This window comes from Aliiglaciecola sp. SL4, assembly GCF_041538045.1.
Taxonomy (GTDB): Bacteria; Pseudomonadota; Gammaproteobacteria; order Enterobacterales; family Alteromonadaceae; genus Aliiglaciecola.
This window is the reverse complement of record NZ_JBGOSE010000017.1, coordinates 14,657-35,681: the sequence shown is the minus strand read 5'-3', so window position 1 is coordinate 35,681 and position 21,025 is coordinate 14,657. Positions and strand designations below refer to the sequence as shown.

Annotated in this window: 20 protein-coding genes; 11 read left to right on the top strand and 9 right to left on the bottom strand. The window is 41.2% G+C overall.

Features of this window, described 5'->3' with window-relative positions; translation table 11 throughout:
* Window positions 1–59: 59 nt before the first annotated feature.
* The 6 genes from coaE to AB6T38_RS17780 all read right to left on the bottom strand — a co-directional run bounded on the left by coaE (window position 60) and on the right by AB6T38_RS17780 (window position 4,998).
* Entirely contained in the window at window positions 60–677 is a 618-nt protein-coding gene (coaE, locus tag AB6T38_RS17805) for a dephospho-CoA kinase (RefSeq protein ID WP_372548581.1), read from the bottom strand.
* Window positions 674–1,552, bottom strand: a complete 879-nt coding sequence (locus AB6T38_RS17800; protein ID WP_372548580.1) for an A24 family peptidase — start codon at window positions 1,550–1,552, stop codon at window positions 674–676. Before AB6T38_RS17800 ends, coaE begins: the two co-directional genes overlap by 4 nt.
* A 116-nt stretch (window positions 1,553–1,668) precedes the next feature.
* Window positions 1,669–2,877: a type II secretion system F family protein gene (locus tag AB6T38_RS17795; protein ID WP_372548579.1), complete on the bottom strand. Its 1,209-nt coding sequence runs from the start codon at window positions 2,875–2,877 to the stop codon at window positions 1,669–1,671.
* Between the two features lie 81 nt (window positions 2,878–2,958).
* The gene (locus AB6T38_RS17790; RefSeq protein ID WP_372548578.1) at window positions 2,959–3,369 is read right to left on the bottom strand and encodes a prepilin-type N-terminal cleavage/methylation domain-containing protein; all 411 of its coding nucleotides are present in this window, start codon (window positions 3,367–3,369) and stop codon (window positions 2,959–2,961) included.
* A gap of 205 nt (window positions 3,370–3,574) precedes the next feature.
* The gene (gene nadC, locus AB6T38_RS17785) at window positions 3,575–4,414 is read right to left on the bottom strand and encodes a carboxylating nicotinate-nucleotide diphosphorylase (RefSeq protein WP_372548577.1); all 840 of its coding nucleotides are present in this window, start codon (window positions 4,412–4,414) and stop codon (window positions 3,575–3,577) included.
* 59 nt (window positions 4,415–4,473) lie between these two features.
* Complete coding sequence (locus AB6T38_RS17780) at window positions 4,474–4,998, bottom strand: TIGR02281 family clan AA aspartic protease (RefSeq protein WP_372548576.1); 525 nt, start codon at window positions 4,996–4,998, stop codon at window positions 4,474–4,476.
* A 59-nt stretch (window positions 4,999–5,057) separates the two neighbouring features.
* On the opposite strand from AB6T38_RS17780, the gene ampD reads away from it, so the two are divergent.
* From ampD to AB6T38_RS17740, 8 genes are all read left to right on the top strand, one after another.
* The gene (ampD, locus tag AB6T38_RS17775; RefSeq protein WP_372548575.1) at window positions 5,058–5,633 is read left to right on the top strand and encodes a 1,6-anhydro-N-acetylmuramyl-L-alanine amidase AmpD; all 576 of its coding nucleotides are present in this window, start codon (window positions 5,058–5,060) and stop codon (window positions 5,631–5,633) included.
* 69 nt (window positions 5,634–5,702) lie between these two features.
* A complete protein-coding gene (gene ampE, locus AB6T38_RS17770) occupies window positions 5,703–6,527 on the top strand; it encodes a beta-lactamase regulator AmpE (protein ID WP_372548574.1) in 825 nt (274 codons plus the stop codon).
* Between the two features lie 268 nt (window positions 6,528–6,795).
* Entirely contained in the window at window positions 6,796–7,551 is a 756-nt protein-coding gene (pdhR, locus tag AB6T38_RS17765) for a pyruvate dehydrogenase complex transcriptional repressor PdhR (protein WP_372548573.1), read from the top strand.
* 133 nt (window positions 7,552–7,684) lie between these two features.
* On the top strand, window positions 7,685–10,357 hold the full coding sequence (aceE, locus tag AB6T38_RS17760; protein WP_372548572.1) for a pyruvate dehydrogenase (acetyl-transferring), homodimeric type: 2,673 nt from the start codon (window positions 7,685–7,687) through the stop codon (window positions 10,355–10,357).
* A gap of 15 nt (window positions 10,358–10,372) precedes the next feature.
* Window positions 10,373–12,358 carry a dihydrolipoyllysine-residue acetyltransferase gene (aceF, locus tag AB6T38_RS17755; RefSeq protein ID WP_372548571.1) on the top strand — a complete coding sequence of 662 codons (1,986 nt, stop codon included), beginning with the start codon at window positions 10,373–10,375 and terminating at the stop codon, window positions 12,356–12,358.
* Window positions 12,359–12,510: 152 nt separating this feature from the next.
* Window positions 12,511–13,932 carry a dihydrolipoyl dehydrogenase gene (lpdA, locus tag AB6T38_RS17750; protein WP_372548570.1) on the top strand — a complete coding sequence of 474 codons (1,422 nt, stop codon included), beginning with the start codon at window positions 12,511–12,513 and terminating at the stop codon, window positions 13,930–13,932.
* 165 nt (window positions 13,933–14,097) lie between these two features.
* Entirely contained in the window at window positions 14,098–14,511 is a 414-nt protein-coding gene (locus AB6T38_RS17745; protein ID WP_372548569.1) for a GFA family protein, read from the top strand.
* A gap of 111 nt (window positions 14,512–14,622) precedes the next feature.
* On the top strand, window positions 14,623–14,865 hold the full coding sequence (locus AB6T38_RS17740) for a DUF1289 domain-containing protein (protein ID WP_372548568.1): 243 nt from the start codon (window positions 14,623–14,625) through the stop codon (window positions 14,863–14,865).
* A gap of 30 nt (window positions 14,866–14,895) precedes the next feature.
* On the opposite strand, the gene AB6T38_RS17735 is transcribed toward AB6T38_RS17740, so the two are convergent.
* The 3 genes from AB6T38_RS17735 to AB6T38_RS17725 are packed head-to-tail and all read right to left on the bottom strand — an operon-like array spanning window position 14,896 to window position 18,087.
* Window positions 14,896–15,795 (bottom strand): alpha/beta fold hydrolase, encoded by a 900-nt coding sequence (locus tag AB6T38_RS17735; protein ID WP_372548567.1) that lies wholly within the window; start codon window positions 15,793–15,795, stop codon window positions 14,896–14,898.
* 2 nt (window positions 15,796–15,797) lie between these two features.
* A complete protein-coding gene (locus tag AB6T38_RS17730) occupies window positions 15,798–16,601 on the bottom strand; it encodes a hypothetical protein (RefSeq protein ID WP_372548566.1) in 804 nt (267 codons plus the stop codon).
* 37 nt (window positions 16,602–16,638) lie between these two features.
* A complete protein-coding gene (locus AB6T38_RS17725) occupies window positions 16,639–18,087 on the bottom strand; it encodes a wax ester/triacylglycerol synthase family O-acyltransferase (protein ID WP_372548565.1) in 1,449 nt (482 codons plus the stop codon).
* Between the two features lie 208 nt (window positions 18,088–18,295).
* Here AB6T38_RS17725 and AB6T38_RS17720 point away from each other — a divergent pair, with 208 nt between their 5' ends.
* The 3 genes from AB6T38_RS17720 (at window position 18,296) to AB6T38_RS17710 (ending at window position 21,024) form a co-directional block, all read left to right on the top strand.
* Window positions 18,296–19,123 carry an HDOD domain-containing protein gene (locus AB6T38_RS17720; protein WP_372548564.1) on the top strand — a complete coding sequence of 276 codons (828 nt, stop codon included), beginning with the start codon at window positions 18,296–18,298 and terminating at the stop codon, window positions 19,121–19,123.
* A gap of 184 nt (window positions 19,124–19,307) precedes the next feature.
* Window positions 19,308–20,111 carry a YdiY family protein gene (locus tag AB6T38_RS17715; RefSeq protein ID WP_372548563.1) on the top strand — a complete coding sequence of 268 codons (804 nt, stop codon included), beginning with the start codon at window positions 19,308–19,310 and terminating at the stop codon, window positions 20,109–20,111.
* Window positions 20,112–20,256: 145 nt separating this feature from the next.
* Entirely contained in the window at window positions 20,257–21,024 is a 768-nt protein-coding gene (locus tag AB6T38_RS17710) for a YdiY family protein (protein WP_372548562.1), read from the top strand.
* The last annotated feature ends 1 nt before the right edge of the window (window position 21,025 follow it).

The following is a 21,025-nucleotide window of genomic DNA, read 5'->3' as shown; positions in this document are numbered from 1 at the left end:
ATTTTTGTCTGTTGTTAGATGCTTGTTCTAGCAAAATTGATTATTGGCTTAAATCCTGGTTAAACTAGCGCGATTTGATTGGTAGTCTGCAGTAAATATTGTTGGTGCAATTGTTCAACTTGTTTTTTTAAATTATCCACAGATCCATTGTTATCAATCACATCGTCAGCATGGCTTAAGCGTACTTCACGGGAGACCTGATTAGCCATTATATTTTTGATTTGTTGGCTAGATTGCTGATCTCTATTCGCTGCTCGCTGTAACTGCACCTCTTCGTCAACATCCACAACCAAAACTCGGTTAACCATCGCCATCATGCTATTTTCGATTAATAAAGGCACGGCGAGAATACAATAGGGGGATTTTGCTTGTTTTAATTGACGTTGCATATTTTTGCGGATCATCGGATGGAGTAGATTATCTAGCCAGGTTTTCAGCAAGGGGTCTGAAAATACGATCTCTCGAATATATTGTCGATTTAAATTGCCATCTGCTAACAAAGATTTATCACCAAACTTTTTCGCGATAACGTGGAGTGCCGGACTACCCGGTTCAACTACTTCACGAGCCAATATATCAGCATCGATAACATCAATTCCTAAGTCGGCAAACGTGTCAGAAACTGCTGTTTTGCCACTGCCTATACCACCTGTTAACCCCACTACATAATCGCTCATGCTAAAGCCCATCCCCAATACCAGTTAGCTATATCTTCGCCATATATTAATGTTAGCCAACCCGCTATTGCTAAATACGGGCCGAAGGGAATATGACTGCCTTTGTCTTTTCCCTTAATTAATAAATAGCTAATCCCTATAACTGCGCCGACCAACGAAGAGAGCAGAATGATAATTGGAAGATACTGCCAACCCACCCATGCACCTAAAGCGGCTAATAATTTAAAATCACCATAGCCCATCCCTTCTTTGCCGGTGAGCAATTTGAATAACCAATACACGCTCCACAAGCTCAAGTAACCCGCTGCCGCGCCAATAATGGCATCTGTTGGGCTGACAAAAATGTTCATGGTACTCAAAATCAGCCCTAGCCATAAAATGGGCAGAGTGATTTGGTCAGGTAACAACATTTTATCGATATCAATAAATATTAAGGCAACCAAGCACCATGTAAATAAAACCGCGGCGGCCGCTTGCCAACCAAATCCGAAGTGCCATGCAATGGCCATACTCGTTAAAGCTGTGAAAAGCTCAACAGCAGGGTAGCGAATTGAAATTGGATTGTTACATTGAGAGCATTTTCCTTTCAGAAATAACCAGCTAATTACAGGGATATTCTCCCACGCTCTTATTTTATGCTGACATTTCGGACAGGTAGAATCTGGTTTAACTAAATTGAATGTGTCTGTAGTCGTTTGTTCTGATGTCTCAGGCTGGAAATATTGTTGATATTCTTGTTTCCAGCTGCGTTCCATCATTACGGGAAGACGATAAATAACCACATTTAAAAAGCTACCTACCAATAAACTGATAATAAAAACGAAACTAATAAAAAAAATGGGAGAATCGGCTAATAGCTCAAACATCGCTGGCATATGTGGGTTCTTTGTTAAAGTGAAAAATATTTTTTCTAAGCTTGCCAGAAAAGTGTTGAGGTAGAAACCTTTCTGGCAATCATAGTGCTAATTATATAACGTGATTGGTACTTTTACTAAACCACATTACCCATTTGGAAGATGGGTAAATACATAGCCACAATCAAGCCACCAATGACAACCCCTAGTACAGCCATGATCATTGGTTCTAACAAACTGGTTAAGCCATCAACCATATCATCAACTTCCGCTTCATATATGGTGGCTATTTTACTTAACATATCGTCCACCGCGCCAGATTCTTCACCAATGGCAATCATCTGCGTGACCATGTCAGGAAAGGTGCCGGTAGCTCGCATGGCCGTATTCATTTGCATACCCCCTGCCACTTCCCGCTTAATAAATAATATGGCATCACGAAACACCGCATTACCTGATGCACCTGCAGCAGAATCTAATGCGCCAATCAATGGCACACCCGCCGCAAAGGTGGTGGCAAGAGTACGGGTAAATCGAGCAATTGACGCTTTTTTTAGAATCTCACCAATAATAGGTATTTTGAGAATGAGTTTATCCACTTTATCTTGTAAGTTTTTTGACTTTTTGTGGGCGCGCATAAATAAAACCGCGGCAATCGCTGTGCCTGCTGCGATGAAAATGCCAAAATCTTGCACAAATTGGGAAATAGCTAATACAAATAATGTAAAAGCGGGTAATTCAGCTCCAAAGCTACTGAATATTTCTTGAAACTGCGGTACTACAAATATTAATAGGATGGTGGTTACAATAAAGGCTACCACCACTACGGCGATGGGATAGAACATCGCTTTTTTGATTTTTGATTTTAATGCTTCGGCTTTTTCTTTATAAGTCGCGATACGATCATAGATTGTTTCCAAGGCACCGGATTGTTCGCCGGTTTCCACTAAGTCACAATATAGGTCTTCAAATTGGTCAGGGTGTTTGCGCAGCGCACTGGATAACGGATTACCGGCTTTGACTTCATCGGCAATCTCCGTAAGCATTCTGCGCATACTCTGTTTTGCATGGCCTTGGGCAATCATATCGATAGTCTGAATCAAACTTACTCCAGCCCCCAACATAGTTGCGATTTGTCGAGATAACACACAAATATCTTGAGCGGAAACTTTGTCTTTTCTACCAAATAGTGGCTTGGCGAGCTTCTTGACTTTAGTGGCAGAAACACCTTGGCGGCGTAGCATATTCTTCGCTTCAGATAAAGAAATGGCACTTATTTCGCCTTTGCGATTATGGCCCTTTTTATCGACTCCAATCCAGGTATACATTTCTGCTGTTTTAGCCATCGTTAAACCCTATTGATCTATCTGTTTAGACAAAAAAGCCCAGATAACCTGGGCTTTAAATATTATTTGCTTAGCTATGTATTAACAAAGTGTTGCATCACTACAAGATGGAGTCCAAGTTACCTTGCCAGCCGCATATGCAGCAGTTAAGGTATATGTTTTACCATCTAAATCAGTGCCCGTTTTACCGGCAGTTACGATAGTACCGTCAGTAGTCGTTAGACCTACATCATCTGCAGATACCGCAACATTATCAGGGATACCATTTGAACCACCGTCACAATCACCTAAACCATTGTTAACCTGTGCACATACTTCAACCGCTGATTTCGCTGCTGCTGTTGCATTGGTTACTTCGGTAAATTTCGCTTTTTGCGTATAGCCTTGGTAAGCTGGTAAAGCGATGGCTGCAAGAATACCGATAATCGCTACAACGATCATCAATTCAATTAGTGTAAAACCTTTGTTGTTAGTCATTTGAGTCATTTTCATGGTATTTATCTCCTGCACCATTTAGTGCGATTTAAGTTACTGTAAATTAGTTAGTTAAGTTGTTTGTTGCCACAACAACGTTTGCGTTTGATGGCGTCCTCGTTGAATTCATAATCAGTATAGAACGAGATTGCTTACTGACAAGTATGTAGAAACATACTCAAGTCTCTTTCATCAAACAAAATTACAGTCTTAAAATAGATAACTAATTGATTCTTAATGATAAATCAATTGACTTGACATCCTTGGTTAATGCCCCTGATGACACAAAATCTATACCTATACCCCGTAAATTATGTAATTTTTCTTGGGTTATATTGCCGGAAACTTCCAATTTTACTGTTTTTTTATTGATCAATACTGCTTGACTAAGCATTTCATGATCAAAATTGTCCAACATTACAATATCTGCTCTTGCATCTATTGCCTGTTTAAGCTCATCAAGACTTTCTACTTCGACTTCCACTTTTGCTTTAGGCATGTTTTCACGAGCCTGTTTCACAGCATTGGCAATAGATCCACAAGCAAGTATGTGGTTTTCCTTTATAAGGAAAGCATCAAATAGACCAATACGATGATTCTCAGCACCACCACAGGTCACGGCATATTTTTGCGCCATGCGCATACCGGGTATGGTTTTACGTGTGTCTAATAAAGTAATCCCGCTACCAGCAAGTAAATCGACGTAAGTCTTAGCTGTGGTTGCGGTGCCAGATAATGTTTGTAAAAAATTAAGCGCAGTACGCTCAGCGGTTAGTATGGAGCGGGCAGATCCGGAGAGCTCACAGAATATTTGATTGGCCTCACACACATCTCCGTCGGCCACTAACCAATTGACTGTAATGTCTGGGTTAACTTGTCTAAAGGTTTCAGTGGCCCACTGTATGCCGCATATAATGCAGTTTTCTCGAGTTAGAATGGATGCTTTTGCGATGACATCATCACCAATTAATGCAGCAGTAATATCACCATCTATTGGGCCTAAGCCATTTAAGTCTTCGTTAAGCGCTCGCTCAACATCATTTTGTATTGCGTTTTGATTCATATGTAAGTCACAAGTAAAGTAATGGCAGATTAGCCCAGAGGTAATCTATTTTTTGTTTATTAATGTCGCAGTATTAACCAATCACCACGTTGAGTAAATTCTAACTGTTTGAGTACGCTCATACCTAAGAGTATTTCATCACTTAACATGCCGGGATTGATACTGGCACGAACGTCGTTTATGCGGATTGAACCTAAATCAAGTTGTTGTATATTGGTCTGTGCCACAGTGACATTGCCATTGGCTGTGGATACTGTATATCTAGCACCACCCACTAAACCTAATTCATCGGCAATGTGCGCTGGAACAGAGACGTTAGTTGCTCCTGTGTCCAATAAAAAGGTAACAGGTTGACCGTTAATTAAACCACTGGCCACGTAATGGCCCATACGGTTACGCTTCAGTTTTACCTCAACAGCCCCGTTTGTTAGCTGACTTTGGGGATTCTGATTGGGATTTTTTTGCTTTTCTAATCGATCACCAAAAAACAACGACAGTAGCAGAAGGCCAACTATCCAAAAAGCGAAAAACATCCATTTTCCTATTTTTGTGGCGTTTTCCGCTGGCGATTGATTTTGTTCCATTCTATACCCTGCTATGCTGCTTGTTTTTATCGCTTCTATATTAACGGCTATTTTTATATATGGTCTCAGACACCGGATTGCAAATACACGCGGGTTGGCTTAACTCGGTTAAACGTTCTGAATGTGAACATTTTGATTGTAGACCAGAGGCTAATGATATCAGCCTCTTGGTAATCCACAATATATCATTGCCACCCGGTGAGTTCGGTGGCTCACATATTTTAGACTTTTTTGGCGGTAAACTTCAGCCTCACCTTCATCCATTTTTTGAACAAATATATCAAATACGCGTGTCTGCTCATTTGTTAATTCGTAGAGATGGCCAAATTATCCAGTTTGTGGGTTTTGAACAGCGCGCTTGGCACGCTGGGGTCTCTGCCTTTCAAGGTCGTACCAGATGCAATGACTTTTCCATTGGCATTGAATTGGAAGGAACAGATAATAGCGCATATAGTGAAGAGCAGTACGCAGCGTTAGTTAATGTAACTAATGTAATTGTTAAGCAATATCCCTTAATTAATCTTTCTCGCATAGTCGGTCACAATGACATTGCCCCGGGGCGAAAAACCGACCCCGGCGTGAGTTTTGACTGGGCCCGATATAGACAGCAGCTGCGTTTTTCAAAAACTGGATAAAGCTGTGGTCGACGGGTTTGATGCAAGCAACTGGGTTTTAAATAAATATAATAAATAGAAGGAAGTTCCATGACATTAATTAGCTTGATTGTGGTTTTAATGGCAGAACGTGTAGCCACCCAAACTAAATATTGGCAAGAAAGTTTCTATACCGGCATATACCAACGCTTTTTAACGGGTAAGAAGATCTTCTCTGAGGATATCTCTAGCGCCACCTTCTTAGCGGTTGTGATTCTTCCCGCGCTTATCCTGCTGGTCTTGTTAAACAGTGTTGAAAGCACATTATTTCGTCTGATTCTAGATACCGCTATTTTAATGGTATGTATAGGCTGCCCGAAATTAAGGGAGATATATAAATGTTATCTGCAAGCGGCTAATCGAGGAGATTTCCAAGCCTGTTCAATGTACGCCGATCAATTAGGTCACAGCGGCGATAGCCCAGGTTCGTTTGGCCAAGAGTTAGTGTGGTTAAACTACCAGCATTATGCCGCAGTTATTATTTGGTTTGCCATACTTGGCCCTGCAGGAGCAGTGTTGTATGTATTAGCAAGAGGCATAACAGAGGCATACAAAAATGAGTTTCAGACAGAATTGACTATAGCCCAACAAATAATGGCTGTTCTGGATTGGATTCCAGTACGAGTGACGGCTTTAGGGTTGTTGCTGATGGGGCACTTTTCTAGAGCCATGCCCATTTGGTTGAAGTATTTATTTGATGTTGGCGTTCACCCTAAAGTTATTTTATGCAAGGTGGCAAATGCCGCAGAAGAGGTCGAAAATAATAAAGAAGACTATACTGAAGAACCATGTACTTTGGTTCGTTTAGCAAAACGAAATGTGATGTTTTTAGTGGTCTTGATTTCAGTGTTGTCTCTTTCAGGCTGGCTGAGGTAAATTAACTGCACTTTAGGCGGATTTAGGCTTCATGGTCTGACCATTCATGAAAAGCCTTTAAAAATAGGTTGTTTAACAACTTTCGACTTTTTTTAACAGAATCTTTGAAAAAATTTTTCAGGTAAAAGGTTTACGTAATTAAACAACTAGTCTAACCTATTAGGTAAAATGGTCTTACCAATTTTAGTGTGTGGGTGTAGCAATGTCATATTTTTGCTAATAAACACTATGGCAAGCCCTAACACTTTTTGAGGAAGCACGCGCAAACATGCAACGCATACAGTCACGAAAACTTTCTGATGTGATCACCGAACAGCTAGAATCAATGATCATTGATGGTCATTTGTTAGCTGGGCAAAAGTTACCTTCAGAACGCGAACTTGCCGAGAAGTTTGCCGTTTCTAGACCGTCCTTACGTGAAGCGATTCAAAATTTAGAAGCCCGTGGTTTATTAATGAGAAAGCAAGGTGGAGGCACCTTTGTTAAACGTAACTTAACTGCGTCGGTGACAGATCCTCTTCTGGACTTAATCGCTAAGCGACCAGAAACTCAATTTGATTTATTGGAATTTCGGCATGCATTAGAAGGCATGGCTGCTTATTATGCTGCGCTGCGAGGCCAACCAGAAGATTACGTTAAGTTAGAAAACGCACTTGCTTCTATTTCCGAGCTATCAAAAAAATCAGACAAAACTGATTTATCTAAGGCCTTGGTAGAGTTTTATCTCGCTATGGCAATGGCTTCTCATAACTTGGTGTTAGTGCATGTAATGCGCAGTTTAAAGTCAATGTTGCAGGAAAATATCAAAGCCAACTTTGAAATGCTGGCAATTAGAGATGATGTTACTGACACTATTCATAAACAACGTGAAAAAATATTGGCTGGCATAGTTTCTCGTGACCCGGAAACAGCTAGGCAAGCAAGCAATGAACATTTGGCGTTCATTGAAGATATTTTGTTGGAAATTAATCGACAAGATACCAGAATTCAACGGGCACTTAGAAGAATTGAAATACAGAATTAACCTTTTTGGTAACGTTAAGTTTGCCAATTTATGTAATTTACTTACTGAACTGAAAGAAAAGAATATAAAAATAAACTATTCTTTATTTTCTCGGTCAGTAAATTTATCTTTAAACTAACTAAAGGAAAGCACCATGGCTGATATGATGCATCCGGATGTGGATCCACAAGAAACCCAGGAATGGATAGAAGCTCTAGACGCAGTACTTGAAGAAGAGGGTGTAGAACGTGCCCACTACTTATTAGAAAGCTTGATCGAAAAGGCCCGCCGTAACGGTGCGTACTTGCCTTATACAGCAACCACTGCCTATATAAACACCATTCCTGCTGGTCAAGAACCGACCATGCCTGGGGATCAAACGATTGAAGCTAAAATTCGTCAAGCAATCCGTTGGAATGCAATGATGATGGTTTTGCGTGGCTCTAAGAAAGATTTGGAGTTGGGTGGCCATATATCAAGTTTTGCATCCTCAGCTATGCTTTACGATGTCGGTTTTAACCACTTTTTCCGCGCACCTAACGAAAAAGACGGCGGCGACTATTTATTTGTTCAGGGACACGTTTCTCCGGGCATTTATTCCCGTGCATACATCGAAGGACGTTTGTCTGAAGATCAGTTAGATGGATTCCGTCAGGAAGTGGATGGTAATGGGATTTCTTCTTATCCTCATCCTAAATTGATGCCAGACTTTTGGCAGTTCCCAACGGTTTCTATGGGCTTAGGTCCAATGCAAGCCATTTATCTAGCCCGTTTCCTAAAATACTTAACCAACCGTGGCCTGAAAGATTGTTCTGAGCAGCGCGTATGGTGCTTCATGGGTGATGGTGAAGTGGATGAGCCAGAAAGTTTAGGTGCTATCGGTCTTGCCTCTCGTGAAGGTTTAGACAACTTAACGTTCGTAATCAACTGTAACCTACAACGTCTTGATGGTCCTGTTCGTGGTAATGGTAAAATTATCCAAGAATTAGAAGGGACATTCCGAGGCGCTGGCTGGGAAGTGATTAAAGTGATTTGGGGTCGCTATTGGGATCCACTTCTGGCCCGCGATACCTCAGGCAAATTGCTTGACCTTATGAATGAAACCGTTGACGGTGAATACCAGAATTACAAAGCTAAAGGTGGCGCATACACCCGCGAAAACTTCTTTGGTAAATATCCAGAGTTAAAAGAAATGGTTTCAAATATGTCAGATGACGATATTTGGCGTTTGAATCGTGGTGGACATGACCCAGTTAAAGTTTATGCCGCTTATAAACGTGCGTCCGAAACTCAAGGTCGTCCTCAGGTTATCCTTGCTAAAACTGTTAAAGGTTATGGTTTAGGTTCAGCTGGTGAAGGTAAAAACATTGCCCATAACGTTAAGAAGATGGACATAGATGCGGTTCGCCAATATCGCGATCGTTTCAATATTCCGGTTGCCGATGAAGATTTAGAAAACTTGCCTTATTACAAGTTTGCTGAAGATAGCCCAGAGTTAACCTATCTTCGACAGCGTAGAGAAAAACTGTTTGGTTATATGCCAACCCGTTTAGCTGACAGCACCGAAGATTTACCTGCAATACCGTTAAAATCTTTCGAAGCTATTACCAAAGGCTCAGGTGAGCGTGAAATCTCTACTACCATGGCATTCGTTCGAGTCTTGACCGTTATGCTTAAAGACAAACAAGTTGGTAGTCGTATTGTTCCAATTATTCCAGATGAAGCTCGTACTTTTGGCATGGAAGGTTTATTCCGTCAAGTAGGTATTTATTCTAGTCAGGGACAAAAATATGTACCTCAAGATGCTGACCAAGTTGCTTATTATCGTGAAGATAAAAAAGGTCAGGTTTTGCAAGAAGGTATTAACGAACTAGGTGCAATGGCTTCGTGGTTAGCTGCAGGGACGTCTTATTCAACTAATAATTTGCCGATGATCCCAGTCTACATCTATTACTCTATGTTTGGTTTCCAACGTGTGGGTGATATGGCTTGGGCTGCCGGTGATAGTCAAGCAAGAGGTTTCTTGGTGGGCGGAACGGCTGGCCGAACTACACTTAATGGTGAAGGTTTACAACACCAAGATGGACACAGTCATGTTCAAGCGGCTTTGATTCCAAACTGTGTAACTTACGATCCAACTTATGGTTATGAAGTAGCCGTGGTTGTGCAAGATGGTTTACGACGTATGGGTGAGAATCATGAAAATGTTTTCTATTACCTAACCGTTATGAACGAAAACTACGCACAGCCAGAAATGCCTAAAGGTGCTGAAGAAGGCATCATCAAAGGTATTTACTCCCTTGAGAAGGTCGGCACAGCGAAGAGTAAGAAGAAAGTTAAATTGCTTGGTTCTGGTACGATTTTGTTGCAAGTTCGTGAAGCTGCACAATTGTTGAAAGATAAGTTCTCCGTTGCGTCTGAAGTATTCAGCGTTCCCTCGTTTAATGAATTGGCTCGTGATGGTTTAGATTGCGAACACTTCAATATGCTTAATCCAGATAAAAAAGCCAAAGTGCCTTATATCACTGCTGTGCTTGAAGAAGGATTTGACGGTCCGACTATTGCGGCTACTGATTACGTTAAAAACTATGCTGACCAAGTTCGTGCATTTGTTCCAGGTCAATACAAAGTGCTAGGGACTGACGGTTTCGGTCGTTCTGATAGTCGTCCTAATTTGCGCCATCACTTTGAAGTTGATGCTAAGTTTATCGCACTAGCTGCGCTGACTGAATTGAGCAAAACCGGCGATGTCGATAAGAAAGTTGTGCTAGACGCTATCAAAGAATTTGGCATTGATGGCGACAAACTTAATCCACTTTACGCGTAATTGGGAGGACTCAAAATGTCAGATTTAAAAGATGTATTGGTCCCCGATGTGGGCGGTGAAGAAGTTGAAGTTATAGAGATCTGTGTTGCTGTCGGCGAAGACGTCGAAGCTGAATCTTCGCTAATAACGGTAGAAAGTGATAAATCGAGTATGGATATTCCTGCTCCGTTTGCAGGCTCTGTAGCAGATATTCTGGTAAAGGTTGGTGATAAAGTCAGCCAAGACACTTTGATTATGAAACTGGCTGCTGAAGGTGATTCATCTGCAGCTCCAGCTGAGGAAGCCGCGCCAGAAAGCGCACCAGAACAACCGTCAGCTGATGCAAGCTCAAGCAGTGAAGTGATTGAAGTTAAAGTGCCTGATATTGGTGGTGACACCGACGTTGAGGTTATCGAAGTACTGGTTGCTGAAGGTGACGAGATTGATGCCGAAACTGGTTTAATTACTTTGGAAACAGACAAGGCCACTATGGACGTTCCTTCACCTGTTGCAGGTGTAGTGAAGTCTATAAAAATTAAAGTAGGTGACAAGGTTTCGGAAGGAACTTTGGTTCTTGAATTAGCTACTCAAAGTGCATCAGGTCCAAGTGCTGAATCTGCACCAGCTGCGTCAGAGCCAGCTACGGCACCAGCTCAAGAAGCGTCAGCACCAGAAGCACCGGCTAGCGCCGAAGCAGATTCTGGTGAAGAAACTACTTCAGTAATTGATGTAAAAGTCCCTGATATTGGTGGCGATACTGATGTTGAAGTAATTGAAGTATTGGTTGCAGCTGGTGATGAAATTGAAGCAGAAGCCGGATTGGTTACATTAGAAACCGATAAGGCGACTATGGATGTGCCTTCTCCAAAAGGCGGTACGGTGAAAAGTGTCGAATTGAGCGTTGGCGATAAAGTCTCTGAGGGGAGTTTAGTTATTACCCTTGAAGTTACGGAAAAGTCAGCACCTAAAGCGGCGGCTCCGGCTCCAGCACCAAAAGCTGCGGCACCTGCTGCACCAACGCAAGCGGCGTCGGAAAATACCCGTAAGCCACCGGTTCCACATCACCCTTCAGCAGCCGACAAGAAGTCCAGTGGTAAAGTACATGCTTCACCTTCGGTACGTCGTTTAGCTAGAGAGTTTGGTGTCGATTTAACTCAGGTTACTGGTAGTGGTCCGAAGAAGCGTATTTTAAAAGAAGATGTTCAGTCGTTTGTTAAATATGAGTTATCACGTCCGAAGATGACTCCAGGGTCTTCAGTAGGAGGGGGTTCAGGTGGTCTGCAAGTACTTGCTCCACCGAAGGTAGACTTTGCTAAGTTTGGTGAAGTGGAAGAAGTTCCTCTTACACGTATCCAGAAAATCTCTGGACCAAACCTGCATCGTAATTGGGTTACGATTCCACATGTTACCCAGTTTGAAGAAGCGGATATCACTGAGTTAGAAAAATTCCGTAAAGAGCAAAACGTTATCGCTGAAAAACGTAAACTAGGGGTTAAAATAACGCCTCTTGTGTTTATGATGAAAGCGGTGGCTGATGCCCTCAAAGCCTATCCGGTATTTAACACATCTTTATCTGAGTCTGGTGAATCACTTATCCAGAAAAAGTATTACCATATTGGTATCGCTGTAGAGACGCCAGGAGGACTTGTTGTTCCTGTGGTTCGAGATGTAGATAAAAAAGGCATTGTAGAATTATCTCGAGAGCTAACTGAAATTAGTATCAAAGCCAGAGACGGTAAACTTAAAGGTCCAGATATGCAGGGTAGTTGTTTTACTATCTCTAGTTTAGGTGGTATCGGCGGTACGGCATTTACGCCTATTGTTAATGCTCCTGATGTCGCTATTTTAGGTGTCTCGAAAAGTGAGATGAAACCTAAGTGGAATGGTAAAGACTTTGAACCAAGACTTATGTTACCGCTATCATTGTCATACGATCACCGTGTGATCGATGGTGCAGTGGCTGCGCGATTTGCAGTGCACTTAGGTAATGTGTTAGCCGATCTTCGTCAAATCCTACTTTAGGCAACAATACGAGTGCGCTTATACATAAATTATGTTAAAGCGCACTTTTTTGATATTTTTCGTGTTTAGTCGTGCTTTCCTTTGCTAACATACTGTTGCGAAGGTAGTATTTTACAGGTCTGTCAGAATAGAATTCGAAATTTGAGGTCATAATGAGCGAAATTAAAACTCAACTGGTTGTGCTTGGTGCAGGACCTGGTGGTTATTCCGCAGCTTTTAGAGCTGCCGATTTAGGTATAGAAACAGTCATCATTGACTCCCGAGACACCTTAGGTGGAGTATGTCTTAATGTAGGCTGTATTCCGTCTAAAGCGTTACTTCACGTTGCAAAAGTGATTGATGATGCAAAAGAAATGGCTTCACACGGCGTTGTGTTCGGTGAGCCCAAAATCGATTTAGATAAAGTACGTGGCTGGAAAGACAGTGTAGTAGGGCAACTTACCAAAGGTCTATCAGGCATGTCAAAAATGCGCAAAGTTAAGTTTGTGCAAGGTTACGGTAAATTTACCGGTTCCAATACTATTGAAGTAGAAGGCAAAGATGGTAAAACTACCATCACCTTTGATAACGCAATTATTGCGGCTGGCTCTGAGCCAGTTTCTTTACCTTTCATTCCAAACGATGATGATCGAGTAATCGATTCAACGGGTGCTTTGGAAATGAAAGACATCCCAGAAAAAATGCTAGTTTTGGGTGGCGGTATTATTGGTTTGGAAATGGGAACCGTTTATCGTTCACTGGGTTCTCAAATTGACGTGGTAGAGTTTTTAGACCAGTTGATTCCAGCAGCTGATAAAGACGTTATCAAAATTTATCAAAAATACGTTAAAAACAAGTTTAACGTTATGCTACAAACAAAAGTTACTGCCGTTGAAGCCAAAGATGATGGTCTGTACGTGACTTTCGAAGGCAAACAAGCTCCTGCTGAGCCAGTTAAATACGATAAAGTATTAGTGGCAGTTGGACGTCGTCCAAATGGTGGTTTAGTCGCTGCCGATAAAGCTGGCGTGAAAGTAGATGAGCGTGGCTTCATTAGCGTTGATAAGCAAATGCGTACTAACGTTAGCAACATCTATGCAATTGGTGATCTTGTTGGTCAACCTATGCTTGCGCACAAAGCCGTTCATGAAGGTCATGTGGCTGCAGAAGTTATTGCCGGTAAGAAACACTTCTTCGATCCTAAATGTATTCCTTCAGTTGCCTACACTGACCCAGAAGTTGCTTGGGTAGGATTAACTGAAAAAGAAGCTAAAGAGCAAGGTGTAAGTTATGAAACTGCCACTTTCCCTTGGGCTGCCTCAGGTCGAGCTATTGCTTCTGGTCGTACTGAAGGTATGACTAAAATGATATTTGAAAAAGAATCTAACCGCGTAATCGGTGGTGCAATTATCGGTATCAATGCTGGCGAGATGTTAGGTGAAATTGGTTTAGCCATTGAAATGGGCGCTGACGCTGAAGATGTCGCTTTGACAATTCATGCTCACCCAACCCTAAATGAATCAATTGGTTTAGCTTCTGAAATTTTCGAAGGAAGTATTACTGATTTGCCAAATCCAAAAGCAACGAAAAAGTAATTTTCTAAGAGAAATTAAGAATGCCAGTCTGCTTTATGCGTACTGGCATTTTTTATGTCTGACGTATTTATTGGTTTTTCTATTTATCAGCAGGTAAATTCCTATAATTAGGGCTAGCGATAAGCCTGATTCACTTTTTAATGCAACACTAATATAAGAGGAAAAATGATGCCGCGAGAAATTAAAGGTCGCTGTTTGTGTGGTGCGGTAACGTGCGAAGTTCATGGTCCGTATAAACGCTTTTATCAATGTCATTGTGATCGCTGTCAAAAGAAAACCGGTTCAGCTTTTGCGTCACTGCTTTTTACCGATCCTGAGAATATAAAGTGGCAAAGTGGCGAAGACAAAATCAAGCGTTTTGATTTGCCAAATGCGGTGCGCTTTAGCAATGTGTTTTGTACTGAATGTGGTTCACAAGTGCCTTACTTAACCCGTGATGGTAGTTTGTTGTGTATCCCAGCGGGCTTCTTAGATGAGGTGCCAGATATGACGCCTCAGGCGAATATATTTTGGGAAGAGAAGTTTGCTTGGTACGAAGCCGGACAAGCAGCACCTAAATTCTCTCAATATCCAGAGTAAAAGCATTTCAATAAATTCAGATCATGTCTTAATTATGAGTATTTCACCTACATAAGAATAACGGTGTAAACTATAGAAAATGATCTGAATTTATGAAATTGAGTCACTATCGTGGATCAACTCGAGTTTTTTGATATTCCTAGCCCCTGTATTGGTGTTTGCCAGTCTGGGAAAAGCGGTTATTGCACTGGATGTTTCCGCAGTAGAGATGAGCGGCTTTACTGGAATCAGGCAACACCTTATGCCAAGCGGATCATTATAAAAGCCTGCCAAAGACGTAAGTCTATTGCCCAGCGTAAGAAAAATAGTGACGCTACGGTTACAACACCCAAACAAACGGATCTGTTTGATTAACCGACCTTCATTACGCCCAGTTATTTTTGTTTAATTAGCTAACTTAACAATACTGTCAATCATTTGATCCCAAGCTTCTTCAGGTAATGTGTGACCCATTCCCTTAATAATCAAAAGCTCGCTGTTTTCTAATGCAGCCGCAGTAGCAATTCCGCACTCAACGGGAACTAGGGGATCGGCATCACCGTGGATCACTAAGCTGGGTACTTTGACATAGTGCAAAGCTTGGGTGCGATCAGGAGAGGCTAATATGGCACAGGTTTGTCGCCACACACCATCGGGATTAAACGAACGTTCTCTGGCATGTTGTAATAGCAGTGAAATTTTTTGTTTATCAAATTTGAAGTGCTTCCCATGGAGCATTTTCCACAGTTTTAACGAATATTGTAGGAATGCTTTTGGCTCTTTCGGTGGCGGTTGCAGTATCTTCAAAATTACCGCGTTTTTGGCTTTGGGTAAGGCTCTATCGCCTGTTGTAGACATAATTGACGTTAGACTGGCAACTCGACTTGCGTAATCAATAGCAACGCACTGGGCAATCATGCCGCCCATAGACACACCAACTAAGTGACAGGTAGAGATATTTAAATGATCTAATAGCGCTACAGCATCGCTAGCCATGGTATGCAAATTATAAGGTACATGTAGTTTTTTACCGAAAAACTGATTCGCTGCCACTGAAAAGAATGTCGGCTTTTTCTGATCATGCAAAATTGTACTCTTGCCAATATCACGATTATCAAAGCGTATTACCCAATACCCTTGATCCACTAATTTTTGGCAGAACCGGGGATCCCAGTGGATCATTTGTGTGGCTAAACCCATGATCAATAAAAGAGGTTTACCTTTAGGATCGCCAAAGGTCTGATAACACAATGTAATTCCGTTTACGTCCGCGAAAAGTTCATCGCTATTGTTTACTTCTGTCAAACTTATGCCCTGTCTGGGTTTGGGTAAAGAATTTTATGTAAGGTTTTTTGCCTGAATGGCTGCCATTGTCCTTCGGTTTGCGCTAATCGATTAGCAACTATCCATAACACCTGAGAGTTGTGTCCTAGGCCCATATGACTCCCTTTTACTTCGATATTCTCCGACAAAGAATGAAGATGTTCATTTGAATTGATGCATGACTGCCAATGGGCGACGCCGTCGCTTCGGGAAAAAATTGCGGTACTAGGAACCTCTGGGGGGGGAATAATACGTTTAGCGGCATGAGGCTCTCTTTCGTTTAAATCACCATTGATCAATTGAAACATTTTAGCTGCAACAGGGGCCGAGCCCTGGGGGCCATTAAATGGACTGCCTAAGGAAATCACTTGGCGTACACAATCAGGAATCGCACGGGCAATTTCTCTTGCTAAAATACCGCCTAAACTCCAGCCAACAAGACTTACTTTTTTATCATATTTAACGTGTAACTCTATGACTTTATTAAGAAGTTGGTCGCTCACGATATGTCGCCCACCAACAATGTGAGTCCCTAAATTTCGGCCCAAGCCCCAACCATGGGATTTATAACCTTTCATTTTAAGGAAAGTGCGTATAGGTTTTGTAGAAATATCTGTCGCTAAAAAGCCCGGTAACACCATTACTGGATGTTTGTCACCCCGTGGAGCCTGCATTAGCAACGGCATTAATAGACTTGTAGTGCCGAGTTCGAATAGCGCGCGTCCTTCGGTGAGCATATGTCGCTTTTTAGGACGATTGTGTGGCAATGTGGCTAATTCGTTGTTCATATTAACTTCCTACTTCTTTGGTTGTTTAGTGCGCCCATTACTTCTGATTTAATAAAGCGTTAAACGCAGCCATTTTTTCTTGCTTTGTATGCACGGCAGCTTCCAATTCATTGGCGGAGTCTAATATGCATTTAGTCAGAACATCTATGTCTGGCATTAAGTTTGCGGAACTAGTGGGACTGATAGTGATAGTTCCATCGTAACTTAACACCGGCATAATTAATCCCATTCCATCAAATATGGGGGCAGTCCCCATATTGGTAATTAGTTTATGTCCACCTATATAAAGGGGAACGTTTGGTCCTGGTACGTTGGTAATCACCAAATTAAAAAAGGGTCTATGCCATTTGGCTAACGCCGAGCGAGTATAAAATCTCGAAGCCACACCAGCTAAACCAAATGGAATTAAGTCGGCATAACCCATTAGACTTTTTGCATCAATGGCATCTTGGTACAGCTTACCGACTAAGGTATTCACATGGATTTTTTCCAACCGTTTTATGGGATCTTCTTGGTCTGTTGCTAATTGTATATACATGGCAGACACTTGATTTCCCATCGCATTCTTCTGATCTTTCGAGCGGGTTGATACAGGTACCATGGCGACTAAAGGTTGATCTGGTAATTCACCTTTGCCCAATAAATATTGTCTCAACGCGCCACCACAAATAGTCAAAATGACATCGTTTAGAGTTGCACCATCCACCGCTTTACGTATGGCTTTTACCCGATCAATCTCGAGTAATGCGGAATTCCATTTGCGTTCTTGTTCGACGATTCCGTTAAATGGCGTTTTCGGCGCACGAAAGGGAAGCGTTGGCATCTCAATTTTATGAATACGGGATAGATAACTAGCTTTTAACGTAGCTTTGCCGGTATTCCATAATAATCCCGGTATTTTGCCCGGTATACTGACTAAGTTATACGCACTACGCGCCATTAGGTTTAATGGGCCAGGAATTTTTTCTTGAGGTTTGGCGACTTTAGCGGGAACGGGCCTAGGTACAGGTGTGACATCCCACATCATGGCCATAAGATCTGCCCCTGATTTACCGTCGAAACCAGAATGATGCACTTTGGTGATGAGTGCCACAGAACCTTTGGGAACTTGGGAAACATTGTCTAAACCTTCAACAAATATAAATTCCCATAGGGGTCTACTTCTATCAAGACAAGTTGAAAAGTGTTGGGAGGCAGCATAACGAAGCTCTTTCCATGAACCTGGAGCCGGTAACTTGATGCGTTTAATATGCTGACTTAAATCAAAGTCGGGGTCTTCAACCCAATAAGGCCTGTCGAGACTTAGTGGAACTGTTACTAGTCTCTCGGTGAGTTTTGATACTAGGTGAATACGTTTTTCGATAAATTCGTAAAATTCTTCGAATTTCATCGAACCTTCGATTATGCACACTCCACCTATATGCATAGGGATTTTTTCAGTTTCTAAAAATAGAAAAGTAGCATCTAAACCAGAGAGTTCTTCCATTTTAAGCCCCATGTTAACAGAATGTTATGAATAATACCGTACGCCATACATCATAAATATCAACCTTTTTATCATTGCACAAGCACTGGTAGCCGTGTTTTTTTGAATTATCCATAGCCATCACTCTGAGGGCAAAAAAAAACAAAAAATTCACCCAGAGTGTCTATAATGTCCACTACCAGCAATCACATAACATTCAAAAATATTTATGCAAGCAATTGATTACGCAAAAAAAGCCAGCACCTCATTCGCTTTGCCAGAGATTTGTCTGCGTATTCGTGAAATGTTAGATGATCACCAATCTGATGGTGAGGATATCGGTAATTTGGTTAGTCTCGATCCGTCACTTACCTCCAAATTATTAAAGCTGGCAAATAGTCCATTATTTCGATTTCGCTCCCAAGTTGATAATATTACCAAAGCAGTCAACATCCTCGGTGGGGAGGCTCTGTATAATCTGGTTATGGCGGAAACAGCAAAAGATGCATTCGATTCACTAAGCAGTGAACATATGGATTTAAAGCGCTTTTGGAGGCAGAGTTTATATACGGGCTTGCTAGCAAAACATTTAGCAAAACTAGCTAGAATTAGAGGTTCAGAACGTTTCTTTTTATTGGGATTACTACATAATTTAGCGGAATTGGTGATTACCAAAGAAAGCCCTGAGCTAGCCGCAAGTTGCATACCTCAAGATCACTCAGTTATGCCATTTGAATTGCAAAAAAACATCCTAGGTTTTACTTACCCCCAATGCAGTTCAACGATTTTACAACTTTGGCAATTGCCTACTCAAATTTCAATGACCATCATGCATATTGATGATGAAGAATACGCAATGGGAAACAAAGAGGTTGCCATCATGCATGTGGCCGCTAAGGTAGCTTATTTGTTAGCGACAAACTACTCAGGAAAGCCTGAAGAAGAAATCAATCCTGTTATTTTTGCGAGTGTTGATTTAGATGCTGAGTTACTGGTGGATGCGATTACGTTTAGTAATCAAGAAATCAATCAAATGATGTCTATCTTTAGTCCTTAATAATTTCTGTGATTAACTAGATTTGTCATTGTAGCTATTTACAGACATCGTTATTGGTTACTTTAATTTACTCAAGTTAAGGAACTATTTGGTTGATTTTTAGTCTATTTTTGTGCTGCATATTGTCACATTATTATATACAATGTCGCAAAAATAGAACTAAAATCATTTTACTCTGGGTTATATGAAGCTAATTTGCGCCACAATTCTCCTGTTTATCAGCTTTTCTAGTAGTGCTCGTACTGATGTTATGCGGGCACTTTTTCTAGCTGATGCACCTTTTCATGGCGATGCCACCGCTAAACATCAAGACTCTTTTGAAATGAATGGAGAATTTGGTGTAATTTACGCCAGCGGTAATTCGACTGGTACTACTATTACTGGAAAGCTAAATGCTAAACAAGACTTGCTGAGATGGCATCATCGATATGTTGCCAAGGTTTTATATAAACAAAACGAGCAAGTCATTGGTGCAAATAGTGAACTGGTGACCAGTGCCCAGAGTGTGTTTGTGTCGATGCAATCCGATTACAAACTCAGAAACCCTAAAAATCGTCTTTTTATATTCGGTGAATATGATGATGATCGTTTTAACTCCTATCAATACCAAGCTGCTTTAGCTGTGGGTTATACCGAGCAGTTATGGGCAGATGAAGAGAGCGAGTTTACCTACAGTGTCGGCCCCGGATATGCGCAATCAATTGCTAAAGAAAATACTGATGCGTTAGATCAAACTGGTGTTATAATCCGCGCCGCTATGGAATATGAGAAAAAATTCAATGATAAGGCTACGTTCAGGCAATATTTAAGCACTGAAACTGACGACGAGTTTTCGCGTTCTTTTTCAGAAACGTCTTTGGCTGCAAAGATAAATGGTTCTTTGGCAATGAAGTTGTCGTTTAATATGACCCATAATCGTTCACCACAAGAGTTGGACGAGCCTTTAGATACTCAAACTTCTGTCACATTGGTGTATCAGTTTTTTTAAACTGATTTACTAAAAATAACAAATAATCAGCAACTTGGTACACTTTGTGTTTACCAAATTGGTGATTTGAAATGTTTCAAACAATATTCAGTACAACAATAATAATAGTAGCTGTTTTTATTTTAATTAAAATCAGGAAAGTCGAATGAAAAAATCAGTTTTAAGTTCAGTTATATTTTGCGCAATGGCAGCAAATGTTAGCGCAGAAGAAACTAAACCTTTTACTATGGATGGCGAGTTTGGTTTAATCGTCACCTCTGGTAATACTGAAACTACTTCTGTTAAGGGGAAGTTATCTGCTCATCAAGAGTTGGAAAAGTGGAGCAACGACTTTATTGTTGAAGGGCTATACAAAAAAGACCAAGTGACAGTGGATGATGAAACTGTTAGTCAAACCACTGCTCAAAAATGGTTTCTATCAGGCCAAGCAAACTATAAATTAGAAAACCCAGATCACCGTTTGTTCGGTTTTGCTTCTTACGAAGATGATCGTTTCAGTAGCTATGATTATCAGTCTACTCTTGCCGCTGGTTGGAACCAAAAGTTGTGGGCAGACGAAACATCGTCATTTGAATACAGTGTAGGTCCTGGTTATTCATATAATAAAACTGCAGACACTTTTGATGATGCTGGACTTCTTGTACCAGGTGAAACTGAGAAAGGGTTAATTGTCCGTGGTGCGTTAGATTATCAGTGGAAGATTTCTGATACAGCGACCTTTAAACAATTGCTATCAACTGAAGTCGGTGAAGACAACACAAAATCTAAATCTGTGACCTCATTGTCTGCAGCAATTAATGGTTCTTTATCAATGAAATTTAGTGTGACTTTGGATCATAACTCTGGTGCAAGCGATGATACTGAAAAGCTTGATACACAAACGGCAGTAACTTTGGTTTACACTTTCTTCTAAA